At 60.8% G+C, this 14,205-nt stretch carries 9 protein-coding genes; 4 read left to right on the top strand and 5 right to left on the bottom strand.

Features of this window, described 5'->3' with window-relative positions; genetic code table 11:
* The first annotated feature begins 50 nt into the window (after window positions 1-50).
* Window positions 51-2,495, top strand: a complete 2,445-nt coding sequence (locus ACQRAJ_RS05180) for a DEAD/DEAH box helicase (protein WP_427747899.1) — start codon at window positions 51-53, stop codon at window positions 2,493-2,495.
* 204 nt (window positions 2,496-2,699) lie between these two features.
* Here the strand turns inward: ACQRAJ_RS05180 and ACQRAJ_RS05175 are convergent, their stop codons facing one another.
* The 4 genes from ACQRAJ_RS05175 to ACQRAJ_RS05160 form a co-directional block, all read right to left on the bottom strand.
* On the bottom strand, window positions 2,700-3,575 hold the full coding sequence (locus ACQRAJ_RS05175; protein ID WP_427728254.1) for a spermidine synthase: 876 nt from the start codon (window positions 3,573-3,575) through the stop codon (window positions 2,700-2,702).
* Window positions 3,576-5,483, bottom strand: coding sequence for an elongator complex protein 3 (locus ACQRAJ_RS05170; protein WP_427728251.1), 1,908 nt, complete (start codon window positions 5,481-5,483; stop codon window positions 3,576-3,578). It abuts the gene before it with no gap.
* 97 nt (window positions 5,484-5,580) lie between these two features.
* A complete protein-coding gene (locus ACQRAJ_RS05165; protein ID WP_427728248.1) occupies window positions 5,581-6,480 on the bottom strand; it encodes a DUF4097 family beta strand repeat-containing protein in 900 nt (299 codons plus the stop codon).
* Window positions 6,477-7,193: a helix-turn-helix domain-containing protein gene (locus ACQRAJ_RS05160; protein ID WP_427747898.1), complete on the bottom strand. Its 717-nt coding sequence runs from the start codon at window positions 7,191-7,193 to the stop codon at window positions 6,477-6,479. The genes ACQRAJ_RS05165 and ACQRAJ_RS05160 overlap by 4 nt, the downstream gene beginning before the upstream one ends.
* Window positions 7,194-7,460: 267 nt before the next feature.
* Between ACQRAJ_RS05160 and ACQRAJ_RS05155 the strand changes: the two genes are divergently transcribed.
* The 3 genes from ACQRAJ_RS05155 to ACQRAJ_RS05145 all read left to right on the top strand — a co-directional run bounded on the left by ACQRAJ_RS05155 (window position 7,461) and on the right by ACQRAJ_RS05145 (window position 12,282).
* Window positions 7,461-8,333, top strand: a complete 873-nt coding sequence (locus ACQRAJ_RS05155) for a class I SAM-dependent methyltransferase (RefSeq protein WP_427747897.1) — start codon at window positions 7,461-7,463, stop codon at window positions 8,331-8,333.
* 118 nt (window positions 8,334-8,451) lie between these two features.
* A complete protein-coding gene (gene trmB, locus ACQRAJ_RS05150; protein WP_427747896.1) occupies window positions 8,452-9,333 on the top strand; it encodes a tRNA (guanine(46)-N(7))-methyltransferase TrmB in 882 nt (293 codons plus the stop codon).
* Between the two features lie 267 nt (window positions 9,334-9,600).
* A complete protein-coding gene (locus tag ACQRAJ_RS05145; protein WP_427747895.1) occupies window positions 9,601-12,282 on the top strand; it encodes a DEAD/DEAH box helicase in 2,682 nt (893 codons plus the stop codon).
* A 79-nt stretch (window positions 12,283-12,361) separates the two neighbouring features.
* On the opposite strand, the gene ACQRAJ_RS05140 is transcribed toward ACQRAJ_RS05145, so the two are convergent.
* Window positions 12,362-14,119: a DUF2130 domain-containing protein gene (locus ACQRAJ_RS05140; RefSeq protein ID WP_427747894.1), complete on the bottom strand. Its 1,758-nt coding sequence runs from the start codon at window positions 14,117-14,119 to the stop codon at window positions 12,362-12,364.
* Window positions 14,120-14,205 lie beyond the last annotated feature (86 nt).

Here is a 14,205-nt window from a genome sequence, read left to right as displayed (position 1 = left end):
GCAAGCCACTGCCTGCCGCGTTGAGAGATTCGCTTTTGAAAGGAGGCCCCGTGAACGCCTTTGACCGCTACGCCCCGTTTATCCAAGACTTCATCTACTCCCACGATTGGGAGAGTCTCCGCTCCATTCAGGTTGCGGCGGCAGATGCCATCTTTAACACACAAGACAATGTGCTCCTGACGGCATCCACGGCTTCCGGCAAAACCGAGGCGGCCTTCTTTCCCATCCTGACCGAGTTTTGGGAAAGGCCGCCCGCGAGCGTGGGCGCCCTCTACATCGGCCCCCTCAAGGCGCTCATCAATGATCAGTTCGTCCGCCTTAACGACCTCTGCGAAGAGGCCGATATCCCTGTCTGGCACTGGCATGGCGATGTCTCGCAGTCGCACAAGGCTAAGCTCATCAAAAAGCCGAGCGGCATCTTGCAGATTACGCCCGAGTCACTCGAGGCGCTCCTGATCCATAAGCACATGGCGATCCCGCGCATGTTTTGCGACCTGAGCTATGTGGTCATCGACGAGGTCCACTCGCTCATGCGCGGCGACCGTGGCGGGCAGACGCTCTGCCTTATCGAGCGACTCTCGCGCATGGCCGGCGTGCAGCCTCGACGCATTGGCCTTTCGGCCACCATCGGCGACCCCGAGCGCACGGGCGCTTTTCTCTCACAGGGAACGGGACGTGACTGCGTTATCCCCCGTTTTGAGGAACCGCGCCGCGTGTGGCGCATCTCCATGGAGCACTTCTACAACTCGGGTCCCCAGGCACAGCAGCGGGGATTCGAGAGCATGGGTCCTCAAGAGGCCGAAGTTCTTGCCTCCGAGCGCATTGAGGCAGCAGCACCCACGGCGCTGCCGGCCGACACCCAAGGCATGTGCCACAGCGGACAGCCCACACAGGAGGAGCGCCGTCAACGTCGCAAACGGGCACAGGGTAAGGCTACCTCCGGGAACCGCTGCACTTCTTCGGCCCCCGAGGGCGAAGTCGACATCCCCCGGGCCGCCGAGCAAGCGCTCCTCAACCCCACCGACACCGCACCCGACAACGCCGATCCCGGCATGGGCTATATCTTCGAACACACCCGCGGGCGCAAGTGTCTGGTCTTTGCCAACTCGCGCGAGGAGGCAGAGGCCGTATGTTCCATGCTGCGCAGCTACTGCGAGAGCCGACACGAGCCTGACCGTTTCCTCATCCATCACGGCAATCTTTCGGCATCGTTGCGCGAGACGGCAGAAGAGCTCATGCGCGATGAGGAGCAGGCACAGACGACCGTCACCACCTCTACGCTTGAGCTTGGCATCGATATCGGCCGTCTGGAGCGTGCATTTCAGATCGATGCGCCATTTACCGTCAGTTCCTTTTTGCAGCGAATGGGCCGCACGGGACGCCGCGACCTTCCGCCCGAGATGTGGTTTGTCATGCGCGAGGAAGAGCCCGAGCCGCGCACGATGATGCCCGAAACCATTCCGTGGAAGCTCCTGCAGGGCATCGCACTCGTACAACTCTATCGCGAGGAAAAGTGGGTCGAGCCGCCCGAGCTCGATCGACTCCCCTACAGTCTGCTCTATCACCAGACTATGTCGACGCTTGCCAGCACCGGAGAGCTCACGCCGGCAGAACTTGCCCAGCGCGTGCTCACGCTCAGTTATTTCCACCGCGTCTCAGCCGATGACTATCGCGTGCTGCTGCGTCACCTCATTAAGATCGACCATATCCAGGTCACCGAGGGCGGCGGACTCATCGTGGGCCTCGCGGGCGAGCGCATCATCAACAATTTTAAGTTCTACGCCGTGTTCCAGGAAAACGAGGAGTTCACCGTTCGCAGCGAGTCGGCCGAGCTAGGCACGATCGTCAATCCCCCACCGCCCGGTGAGCGCATCGCCATCGCCGGGCACTGCTGGATTGTCGAAGAAGTGGACTGGAAGCGCCACACCGTCTTTGCTACGCAGGTCAAGGGCCGTGTGCCGGCTTACTTTGGCGATTGCCCCGGCGACATCAACACGCATGTACTCGAGCGCATGCGTAAGGTGCTCAACGAACATGCCGCGTATCCGTACCTTATGGGCAACGCGCGAGCCCGTCTGGCGCAGGCTCGCCATACGGCCGAGATTTCGGGTGCGGGCACTAGGCCGCTCATTAACCTGGGCGGCGACACCTGGGTGCTCTTCCCCTGGCTGGGCAGCTATGCCTTTTTGGCGCTCGAGCGCATGCTCAAGATTAAATGTGCCGCGGAGCTGGGCCTTCGCGGACTCGACCCGTCGCGCCCGTACTTTATGCAGTTTAAGATGAAGGCCGACGAAGAGACGTTCTTTGAGGTACTCGCCGCCGAGGCCGAGAAGGACTTCGATCCCATCGAGCTCGTCTATCCCGGCGAGGTGCCTTACTTTGATCGTTACGATGAGTTCGTTCCCGAAGAGCTCGTGCGTAAGGGCTTTGCCGAAGGCGTGCTCGACATAGACGGCATGAAGCAGCGTGTCCGCAGCTGGCGCGACCACGCATAAAACGGGGCTGACTATATGAGCAGTCAATTTGGGACGGGGCTATTTTAGCTGCCCTTGCAGGTAAAGCGAAAGGTTTGGCCGATTAGTGGCAGGGATAGCTAAAATAGCCCCGTCCCAAATTGACTGCTCCCGATGTGGAGCGAGCCGGCATCCGAAAGCAGCTAAAAAGCCCCGTCCCAGAAAGACTGGTCGCAGAAAGACGCGCTAGTCGTGAAGGACGGCGCCGAGGAAGTCGGCGTCAAAGGGCACGGCTTCGGCAAAGGCATGGTTCCCGTCGCTGGCGATGAGCAGGTAGTTTTCCTCGCCGCCGAACTCTGTATCGCCACAGGGGACCACCCAGGCGTGGCCGAATACCTCGAGTGCCGTGGCAGCACAGTCGCGCAGGAACGTTACATCGCTCCCCTCGTTTGCGCTCACGATATTGGCAACGTAGATACCCCCGGGGTTCAGGCTGCCCCGCACTAAACGCAACGCCTCAACCGTCGCCAGCTCGCCTACGGGCTCGGCACCGCCAAAGCAATCGCTCACGACCACGTCGTAGCGACGATGGCCCACACTCGTCACACCCAGATACGAGCGAGCCTCAGCGGTTATCACCCGCAGGCGATCGCCCGCCGCGCGCTCTAGCTCGTCTAGGTAGAACCAGCGGCGCGCCAGGCGCGTAATCTCTCCGTCATACTCGATAACGTCCATGCGCAGGCCCTCATGCGACATCAGCGCAAATTTGGGATAGGCAAACCCGCCGCCACCTAGCATAAGCATACGGCTGATACCGTGACCATAAACGTCACGCATCGCATCCTCGGCCTCAAACACGTCGTCAAACGCGCGATAATACGCAAAGACGGGCTCCGCCCAGCGCTCGCCGACGTAACTCGCGCTTTGGTAGACACCGCCCTGCACCAATACGCGGACTTCATCGCCGCCCTCATCGTGCACGCGTTTCACACGCGCCAACCCATTGCGGGTTCGCGCAACCTGCAGGCAGGCAGCACGAACAGCGACGGCAGCCGCACCAAGCGCCGCGGCTCCCAGAGCAACGCCGGCAACAACGCCGGCAGAAACACTCGGTTTGTTCATCTAGAGCTCCTTTTGCAGATAAAGGCCATGGTCATAAAATCCAAGATGGCGATAGTACTCGCGTGTGCCAATCGCGCTGATCACGTTGATGCGCGCATAACCCGCATCCCGGGCAATCTCGCACGCACGCTCTACGAGCAAACGCCCCAACCCGTGATGCTGCGCCGCCTGGCCCTGGTCGCCCACGCGCGCCGCCATGCCGTACACGTGCACCTCGCGAATCATCGCCTCGTCCGGCGTCGTCGGCAACTCGTCCGCATGCGCGGCAACAAACGAATGGTCGGGCAGCGACAGGCGCAAAAAGCCCGCAATCTTGCCCTGCGGCGTCACCCACTGCAAAAAGCGCTCGTGCGTCACCGGCGTCTCGTACGCTACATCCTCGTCAAGGGTCAGTTCATCCAAGTCGGCACCCGCCGTGCTGATCTCGCGATAGCGTATCTCACGCACCGTCGCACCGTCACCCCGAGCAGCCAGGCGGTTCTCGACGAGCTGACGCAGGTTGGGCTTCTTGTTGCCCACCATAATGTCATCGGAGCTAAAATCGCGGATCATGCGGCTGATACGGCAGAACGGCGGCGTCACCACGATGTCATCGGCTAGCACGTCGAGCAGCTCCTCCTCGGTATAGGGGCGCCACTCGCCGCGCTCGTAACAGCCCACCAGACGCGAGCCCTCGATGAGCGCGCACGGGTAGACCTTGACCTCGTCGGGCATAAAGGCCCCCTCGGTCATAAAGCGCTCGTAGTCGCGCTTGTCCCCCTCGGGTGTGGCACCCAGCAAGTTGAGCATAAAATGCGCGTGGATCTTAAAGCCAAACAGGCGCGCAAGCGAAAACGCCCGCTCGATTTGCCCCACCGAAATGCGACGCTCGTTGATATCGAGCAGGTACTGGTCGAGGCTCTGGATGCCCATCTGAATCTTGGTGCAGCCCAGGCGGCGGATGAGCGTAAGCGCCTGCGGCGTTACGGCATCGGGGCGCGTCTCGATAACGAGTCCCACCACGCGATGCTTCGCCGTCTCGTTGATGCGCTGCTGACGCTCGAGCTCCTCCATCGTTGCCGTCTGCCACTCGGTGACCTCGCCCCACGGCGTACCGGGGCCGTACAGACGACGCACCGCACGGTTATAGCCGCGCACGGCAGCATCCACACGCTCCTGCTCGTCGGCAACGCCGGCAGCGAGCTCGGCCTCGTCTGTCGCAATGCCGGCAGCCCGATAGCGCTCGCGGCGCTCCGCTACCACCGGCGGCAGGGCATCGGCGGGTGCATCGTCGAGCAGACGCCCCGCCTCGGCACGGCTGATGCCCGGACGCGCCAACATGGGGTTGGCCGCCACGCCGGCGACGGCATCGTCATTGAGCGCACGGAAAAGCTCCGACATAAACCATGTCTGATAGCCTTCCGGATAGTCGCTCCAGGTGCCACCGAGCACAATGAGCTCAATCTTATCGGTCGCATGCCCCATCTGCGAAAGCGCGGTCAGACGAGCGCTCACCTGCAGATACGGATCGAAGCAATTTTGCTCCGCACGGGCGCACGCGGGCTCGGCATGCAAATAGCTTTTGGGCATACGCAGGTCGTTGGGGCAAAACAGGCAATCGCCCGAGCACGGCCACGGCTTGGTGATGACGGTAATGGTCGCTACGCCCGAAGCCGTGCGGCGCGGCTTCATGCGTAGCACCTGCAGCAGTTGACGTTCCAGATCGGAATCGACATTCCACGCAGCCCAACGAGCCGGATCCTCACGTTTAACCCGCTGGTAGAACGGCAGCAGACGGCGCTTGGCCAGATCGCGCTTGTCGGCACCCTCACGGCGTGCCTCGGCATGTATCAATTTGACGAGCGCCTTGTCGTCCACGGTCTCGCCGCGACGCAAGGCTTTAAGTATGTTCAAGATAATCTGTTCCATGCCCCCATTGTAAAGGCAAAGGCGCCGGAGCCCGTCACGGCCCCGGCGCCTTCATCAAAGAGCACGCCTATATGTACCGATCTCCGAAAACCGCGTGTCACTCCGGATCAAACGACATGTCACCCGAACCGACCTCAAAACGATACGTGGCAGACTTATCACCGTTATCGAATTCAAGATTCAAAATGGTCTCGCCGTCGTAGCCAAGCGGAAGGAAATCGCTCTCGAAGTCGCCGCTGCCCACGGTAAGGCTCGCCTTAAAGCCCGTAGAATTCGGAACCGTCATCTCCACATCGCCCGAGGCCACGCTCACGTCCATCGACTTCGCGGGGGCCTGGTAAAGCTCGAACGTCACATCGCCCGAACCGACCTCAGCGCTGAGCGCATCAGTCACGCTGCCCGAAAACTCTACATCTCCCGCACCCAGGAAAAGGTCGAAACCATCACAGATGACACCGGCAATCTGCAGATCACCCAAGCCCACGTGCGCGTTGACTCCCTTCAGATGTTCGGCAACACGGCGTGGCAGCTCAACCGTAACTGAGCGATCGATTGCCTTACCGTTATCACTTCCAAACTGGGAAACCTTGAGCGTCGAGTCCTCGACGGATGCGATGTTTTGCGTCGCGGCCTTGGAGGCATCCATACCCTCGGCAACGCGCCCCCGCTCTATAACGCGAGCCTTGTTGCCATCAACAACCTTGACGTCCACCGAAGCCGCATTGATATCGAAATCGAGGTAGCGGAACTCATCGGCATCAAAAGTCACACTCGAAAGTTGCTGAGGCCGAGCGGAATAGTTACCGCTATTCAAGGAATCGTCCTCGTCAAACATATCGTCAAAATCAGACAAATGGCCAGATAGAATACCGGTCGTACGCACCATATCGGAATGAGCCAATAGCCGCGAAATGCCAAAGACAAGCCCAATGATGAGCACAAACGCTCCGACGCCAACGCCCAAGCGTACCTTGGATTCATGCGAAAGCTTCATCATTCATCACCCTCTTTGGCAATCGGCTCAGCGGTGGTCGCGGTAGCCACGTCAGCATCAACCGCAGCGGAAACATTCCGAGCCCTAGCTGTCACCGGTGCCGGACCAACCTGGATATCACCGTGCGCCCAATCGCCATCGAGCGCACGCGCCACCCAGTGATAGATGGGAATCGTAAAGAAGATCAGCGCAGCAAAGGGGCCGGCGCCAAACGGGAACATCAGCAAAAAGAACAGTAGCCAGCACACGGCCCAATACGGGAACGACTGGAACGGGCCCTTCACCGGAGTCGAGCCAACTGCGCCGCCACTCGTCGCCTGCGCCGTAGCGGCATTGGCGGCCTGCGCACTCCAGCTTGCCGCTTGCGCCGCCTTGGCCGCAGCATCACTCGCCTGTGTTGCCGCCTCGGTGGCACGTGCCGCCGCCTCATGGGTGCGTGCGCGCTCTGCCGCCTCGGCCTCGCGCTGGCGGGCGCGGTCCTCGTTCTCAAACTCGATATCGTCCTCGATCTCATCGCTCGGATTGAGCAGCTCGTCCAGGCTCACGCCATAGAGTTTGGCGAGCGAGATCAGGTTCTCGGTATCGGGCGAGCTCTCTGCGCGTTCCCATTTGCTGACCGCTTGGCGCGACAGTCCCAGCTTTCGCGCCAGCCCTTCTTGGCTAAAGCCTTTGCTGCGGCGAAGGTCGGCGAGCCGCTGCGCAGTTTCTACATTCATGGTTCCTCCTATGTGATGCCAGCCGTGCCGCCGGACCGTTTTTGTTCTTAAGGCGCCTTGCACAGTTAAAAATCTATCCGCCACCGCCAAAAGCATGCCACCTATTCTAGTGAGATTTTTGACAACCGGCGGTTGCGGGTGCATATGAGCTGCGGAAATGTGTCCAAACAAAGCAATGACACGTAGCTTGGTTGTCCCCGTTGCGGCGTTAACGGTAGTATGGTCGTACTGTTAATTCCGCACCGCCAACGGAGGGAGTCCCGCGCCGTGAACCGCGATTTCGCCTCATCGCTCATCCAGCTCAACAACACGTTCTATCGCGAGCACTCCGCCTCCTTTTCCGATACGCGTCAGGCCCCGTGGCCCGGCTGGGTGCGCACCATGGACATCGCACTCGAGCAGCTCGACGTCGCCACAATCGAGCATCCCGTCCGCGTCTTCGATCTCGCCTGCGGCAATATGCGATTCGAGAACTTTGCCGCCGGCGGCGCACTTGCCGCCAAGGGCGTCGACGGCGCAAACTCCTCGGCAGATGCCAGCTGCCCGTTTGAGTTCTATGGCGTCGACTCGTGCCAAGACCTGGCCATCGATGCACGCGGTCACGCCCTGCGCATTCCCAACCTGCACTTCCAGGAACTCGACGTGCTCGACGCCCTCATGAAGCTCAACCCCGCCGAGACACCCGACGCGCTTTTCGACGCCCCGCTCGCCGACATCTCGGTCTGTTTTGGCTTTATGCACCACGTGCCGTCGTGCGAGTACCGCGTACGCGTGCTCGACGCCCTGGTGCGGCAGACGCGCCCGGGCGGCATCATCGCCATTAGCTTTTGGGAGTTTATGAACGACGAGCGCATGGCGCGCAAGGCCGTTCGAGCCGAGGCCCGCGCCGAGCTCACCCCGCCGTTTGAGGGTTACGATTCCGCGCAGTTTGAAGCCGGCGACCACCTCATTGGCTGGCAAAACGACCGCCATGCTTACCGCTATTGCCATCACTTTGACGATCAGCAGATCACCGACTTGGTGCGCGGCGTGCGCACGTTCTACAAGAGCGGCGAGGTCCCCGTACGCGAGCTTGAGCGCTTCCATGCCGACGGTCGCAGTGGCGAGCTCAACCGCTACGTGATTCTCAAGCGCCTGTAGGCACCGACGACTCGCCGGCGAGCCGCACCGCATCTTTCGGGCAAGCTATGCCTACCTTTTTTCAACCCATTGACGGAACGCGCAGCTAAGCGTTCCATACTTATGACCAAGGAGCCTCATGGGAGCCGTCCACGTTCGCACGCCTAAGAACTTTGTGCTCGAAGAGCGCCTGGAGCGCTACGCCGATGCGATTGAGACGAACCCTGAAATCTATGCCGGAGATTGGCGCGAGGCCTGTGCGCCCGCAGGCAGCAAGTCTTTCGAACACCTTCACCTGGATCTTGGCTGCGGCAAGGGGACGTACCTTGTAGAGCGCGCGGCCCACGAGCCAAACACGCTCTTTATCGGCATGGACCAGGAGCCCATCTGCATCGCCTATGCCGCACAGAAAATCTGCGAGCAGGAACTGACCAACGCACTCGTCCTGCCCCGAGGCGCCGCATCGTTGCCGCAGCTGTTTGCCACAGGCGAGCTCGATGCCATCACCATCAACTTTCCCACGCCGCAGCCTAAGGCCAAGTACGCCAAAAAACGACTCGTCCATGTCGACCATCTGATGCTCTACCGCCCGCTTTTTTCAGCCGGCGCCACCGTCACGCTGCGCACCGACAGCAAGCCATTGCGCGACTACGCCCTGGGGCAGTTTGCCGCGGCCGGCTACGACACACTATGGGTAAGTGACGACGTTCGCCGCGACCATCCCGAGCATCCCGAGACCGAATACGAGCGCCGCGCGCGCGAGATGGGTGCCGCCGTCTATGGCATTTGCGCCACTCCCGACGCGCTGCCCAGCGATGAACAGCTCACGGCGGGCCGCGCGCAGGAGCAAAGCCTTGCGTGCTACCTGCCCGACAATCTCGATGAGCTCACCTACGTGCCCCTCGGCATGGAAGAGGCCGTCGAGAATTTTAAAAACCGCGCCCGCAAGGGCAAGAAGCGCTTACCGCAGGAGTCCCAGGGGCCTCTGATGGTCGCGGCTTCGGCAAACAAGCGCAAATAGGCGCCAGCAAACGACCCTCAAATCTAAGTGAGTAGACTTTTTTGCAATAGCCAAGCACAACCCGCATAACCAATACTAAAACCGCAGGTAGAGCCTTTGCGCAAAAGCCATGTGCTCGCGATATTGCAAAAAGTCTACTCACTTAGCTGGCAACTGCACCAAACAGCTGGGCAGAACGCCCATTTCCTGCATTTTCTTGCCTGCGAACGCATCGATGCGACGCTACGCCATAATAGTTGGCGGACAATCGCGAGAGAAAGCAAACACATGGCACAGACCACGACAGATACCGCCGCCAGCACCGTCTCCGGTGCCGGCGCCGCCAGCTCGTTCTCGGGCGGCACGGGAACCGAAGCCGAGTTTGGCTCGCTCGGCGCGCTCTCTCCCACCTGGTGGGAGCCCGAGGACGGCAGCGAGCCCGAACCATGGCTCACGCCCGATCAGGCCTTCGAACGCTTCTTTGAATGGACGAGCGACCGTGGCATTGAGCTGTGGGATCACCAAGAAGAGGCCCTCATGGACCTGGCCGCCGGCGATCACGTCATTTTAGGCACACCGACCGGATCGGGTAAATCGCTCGTCGCGCTGGGCATGCTCTTTATGGGCATGGCTCAGGGCAAGCGCTGCTATTACACGGCCCCCATCAAAGCCCTGGTCAGCGAGAAGTTCTTCGACCTGGTACAGGTACTCGGCCGCGATAACGTCGGCATGATCACCGGCGATACGCATATCAATACCAAGGCGCCCGTCATCTGCTGCACGGCCGAAATCCTTGCCAACGATGCGCTGCGCGAGGGCGAAGATGCCGATGTTGGCTGCGTGGCCATGGACGAGTTCCACTACTTTGCCGACCCCGACCGCGGCTGGGCCTGGCAGGTACCGCTGCTCACCCTGCCCCACACGCAGTTTATGCTCATGAGCGCCACGCTCGGCGATGTCACCGCCATCGCCGCCTCGCTCGAGGAGCACACCGGCGCTGCTTGCGACTTGGTTGTCGATGCCCCGCGTCCTGTTCCGCTGAGCTACGACTATGTGACGACCTCCCTCGAGGGCACGGTCGAGCTCGCCATGCGCCGTGGCGAGGCCCCGCTCTATATCGTGCACTTTAGCCAGGATGCCGCCCTTGCGACGGCGCAGTCGCTCGCCAATTTTGGCATCGCCAGCAAGGAGCAGCGCGAAGCCATCAAAGAAGCGGCAAAGGGAACGAGCTTCTCCACGGCCTTTGGCAAGATTCTCAAGCGCCTGCTTGGATGCGGCGTCGGCGTGCACCATGCTGGCATGTTGCCGCGCTATCGCCTGCTGGTCGAGCGCCTGGCGCAGCAGGGCCTACTGCCCGTCATTTGCGGCACCGACACACTCGGCGTCGGCATCAACGTGCCCATCCACACCGTGGTCCTCACTGCGCTCACCAAGTTCGATGGTTACAAAATGCGTCGCCTGCGCGCCCGCGAGTTCCATCAAATTGCCGGTCGCGCCGGCCGCTCGGGCTTCGATACCGAGGGCATGGTAATCGCCGAGGCACCCGAGCACGAGATCGAGAATGCCAAGCTTATGGCCAAGGCGGGCGACGACCCCAAAAAACTCCGTAAGATTAAAAAGAAAAAGGCCCCCGAGGGCTTTGTCTCCTGGAACAAGCAAACTTTTGAGCGCCTGATCGAGACGCAACCCGAAACACTCAAGCCACGCCTGCGCATCACGCACTCTATGGTGATTAGTGTGGTCGAGCAGGGCGGCAATGCCCGAGCCCGCGTACATGACCTCATCGAGACAAGCCTGCAGACCCCCGAAGAGAAGGCCAAGCTTGAGGTTCGCGCCGACGAGATCTTCGCCACGCTCATCGACTCCGGCGTCGTCGTGCGCACCGAGGTGCCGCCCGCACCCGACGCTCCGGCTGACGCCGCGCCGGACATCGACTACGCGCTGACGGTCGACCTGCCCGAGGACTTTGCGCTCGACCAGCCGCTCTCGCCGTTTTTGCTTGCCGCGCTGGAGCTGCTCGACCCCGAAAGTGAGACCTATACCATGGACCTCATCTCGATGGTCGAGGCCACGCTCGAGGACCCCAAGCAGGTATTGCGTGCACAGGAGCGCGCCGCACGCGATCGCGCTATGGCCGAGATGAAGGCCGACGGCATCGAGTATGAGGAACGCTTGGAGCGCATTCAAGACGTCACGTACGAAAAGCCGCTCGAGGATTTGCTCGACGCCGCTTTTGACAAGTACTGCCAGGAAGTGCCCTGGGCAAACGACTACCAGCTCTCTCCCAAGAGTGTCCTGCGCGATATGCTGGAAAGCGCGAGCGATTTTAAGGGTTACATTCAAAAGCTCGGCATCGCCCGCTCCGAGGGCATTTTGCTTCGCTACCTGGCAGAGGCCTACCGTTCGCTCGACCGCACCGTACCCATCGAGAAGCGCGACGAGCGCCTGCGCGACATTATCTCGTGGCTGGGCTTTGTGGTGCGCTCGGTGGACTCGAGCCTGGTGGACGAGTGGGAGAACGCCGGCAACCCGGCAGCCCTCGATGCCGCGCCGCCACAGGGCATCGACGAGGTCGTGGCGGACCGCCGCGGCTGCACGCTGCTGGTGCGCAATGCGCTCTTCCGCCGCGTGAACCTTGCCGCCCGTGAGCACGTTCGCGACCTGGGCGAGCTCGACGACGACTGGGGCATGAGCGAGATCCGCTGGCAAAAGGCCCTCGATGCCTACCATGAGCAGCACGAGGAAATCCTCACCGACGGAGATGCCCGCAGCGCCGCGATGTTTTCCATCGATGAGTCCGACGAGAAGACCGCGCACGTATGGCACGTGCACCAGATCTTTGCCGACGAGGACGGCGACCACGACTTTGGCATCATGGGCGATGTCGATCTGGACGCCACGCAAGACGGCGGTGAAGTCATCTTCAAAAACTACCGCGTCGGCTTTATCGAAGACCTGCTCGAGGACTAGTCGAACATACTGGAACGAAACGAAGCGGGGCCGTTGGCAATATTGCCAGCGGCCCCGTTTTTGCACTATACGCTATGCCTTACTCGGTATCCTCGACCTCATACGAATCCGCCTCGGCTGGCTCATCGTTTGTCTCTGGCGCAGCCCCGCGCGCCTCGTCAAACGCCGCCTTCATGGTCTTGTTGCCCCACGTGAGCTTGCGAATGGTAAGATCATCGGCCTTCTTGTTGGCTAGGCGCAGATTGTTCTCGGAGGACAGCAATGCCTCCTTGGTTTTCTGCAGATGGCTAATCGTCTTGTCGATCTCATCGATTGCCGTTTGGAACTTGCGACTCGCGATCTCGTAGTTGCGACCGAAATCATTTTTGAACTTCTCCATCTTGGCTTCGAAGTTCGTGACGTCGATATTCTGCTGTTTGTACTCCGCTAGCTCCTGCTTATAGCGCAGTGAGCCCATGGCGGCGTTGCGAAGGAGCGTGATCATGGGAATGAAAAACTGCGGGCGAATCACGTACATCTTCTCGTAGCGATAGCTCACGTCGACTATCCCTACGTTATAGAGCTCGCTCTCGGGCTCGAGCAGCGTGCAGAGCACCGCGTACTCACAGCCTTTCTGGCGACGATCGTGATCGAGTTTCTTAAAGAAGTCCTCGTTTTTATGCTTGGTCGCGGTCTCGTCGTTCTCGTTTTTCATCTCGAACATAATCGAAATGACCTCGTTGCCGCTCGCGTCGCACTCGCGGAAGATAAAGTCGCCCTTGGTACCCTCGGACGCATCGTTATCCTTCTCGAAGTACGCGTTGGGAAATGCCGTCATGCGCAGACGGTTAAACTCGGTCTCGCAGTGCTGCTCGAGCGACTCGCCCACCATCTTGGTGGACAGACGGACCTTCATGTCCTTAAGGCGCTCGATCTCTTCATCCTTGTAGCGAATCAGGTCATCGCTCGCGCGCTTGGCCTGCGCAAGCTCGAGCTCGTGTGCCGCCTTGGCCTGTTCCTCGCGAGAATCGCGCACCGCCAGCTCGCTCGTCAGTTTGGCACGCGCCTCATCGCGCTCTCGCTCCGCCGCGGCGACCGCCTTCGACAGCTCCATTTTTGCAGAAAGCTCTTGCTCACGAAGCTGTGCACGAAGGCCCTCGGCCTCGCGCTCAGACTGAGCCTTTGCGGCGGAAAACTTCTCTTGTACCTTCGCGCGATAGTCAGCAAGCGCGCGCTCGGCCTCGCTGCGAGCGGCATCGAGCTCACGCTGCGACTCTGCCGCGGCAGCGGCAAGCGCCATCTCCTGGGCCTTGTCCGCCGCGGCAAGCCTGGCCTGCAGCTCGGCAATCTGAGCATCACGTGCAGCTAAATCGTTTTGAGCGGCATTGCGCGCCGCCGACTCGACGAGCTTGGCTTCGTCATCTTTGCGCTCCAGCTGCGCACGCAAATTGTCGATCTCGCGCTGGAGTTCGGCATTCTCCTTTTGAACGTTGGCTCGTGCCTCTACCGCCGCGCGCTGGCTTGCACTCTCGCGCTCTGCGGCAGCGCCCTCGAGCTTGGCACGCAGCTCGGCGAGCTCAGCATCGCGCTTGGCAACCTCTTGTGCCAGCTGTTGAGCTGCAGCATTCTTCTGCTCGGTAAGCTGAGCGTTGCGCTGGGACTCTGCCTTTTGCAAGGCAGCCATCGAACGCGAGCGCTCAAGCTCCAGCGCTTGCTCGCCCTCGCGCTGGACCGCCTTCACACGCTCATCCAGGTCGCGCGAAAACTCGGCATCGCGCACTTGCTTGACGATATCCGCATAGCCGGATGCATCGACCTTAAATACTTCGCCACAATGCGGGCACTTAATCTCGTTCATAGCAGCTCCTCGATAGACGCAAATTTCAACCGCCTACACTCTACCGCGCTGCGCGGACAAAAAAGGTGCCGCCACCATAATGGCAA

The organism is Collinsella sp. SGI.184 (assembly GCF_050313415.1).
Lineage (GTDB): Bacteria > Actinomycetota > Coriobacteriia > Coriobacteriales > Coriobacteriaceae > Collinsella.
The sequence above is the reverse complement of the archived record's forward strand: the minus strand, read 5'-3'. Positions and strand labels throughout refer to the sequence as shown.

Bases quoted from the DNA above. Each gene is read 5' to 3' on its own strand.
- ACQRAJ_RS05160 (WP_427747898.1), bottom strand. From the start codon at position 7,193: ATGAATGTAGAAACTGCGCAGCGGCTCGCCGACCTTCGCCGCAGCAAA.
- ACQRAJ_RS05175 (WP_427728254.1), bottom strand. From the start codon at position 3,575: ATGAACAAACCGAGTGTTTCTGCCGGCGTTGTTGCCGGCGTTGCTCTG.
- ACQRAJ_RS05170 (WP_427728251.1), bottom strand. From the start codon at position 5,483: ATGGAACAGATTATCTTGAACATACTTAAAGCCTTGCGTCGCGGCGAG.
- ACQRAJ_RS05145 (WP_427747895.1), top strand. From the start codon at position 9,601: ATGGCACAGACCACGACAGATACCGCCGCCAGCACCGTCTCCGGTGCC.
- ACQRAJ_RS05140 (WP_427747894.1), bottom strand. From the start codon at position 14,119: ATGAACGAGATTAAGTGCCCGCATTGTGGCGAAGTATTTAAGGTCGAT.
- trmB (WP_427747896.1), top strand. From the start codon at position 8,452: ATGGGAGCCGTCCACGTTCGCACGCCTAAGAACTTTGTGCTCGAAGAG.
- ACQRAJ_RS05165 (WP_427728248.1), bottom strand. From the start codon at position 6,480: ATGATGAAGCTTTCGCATGAATCCAAGGTACGCTTGGGCGTTGGCGTC.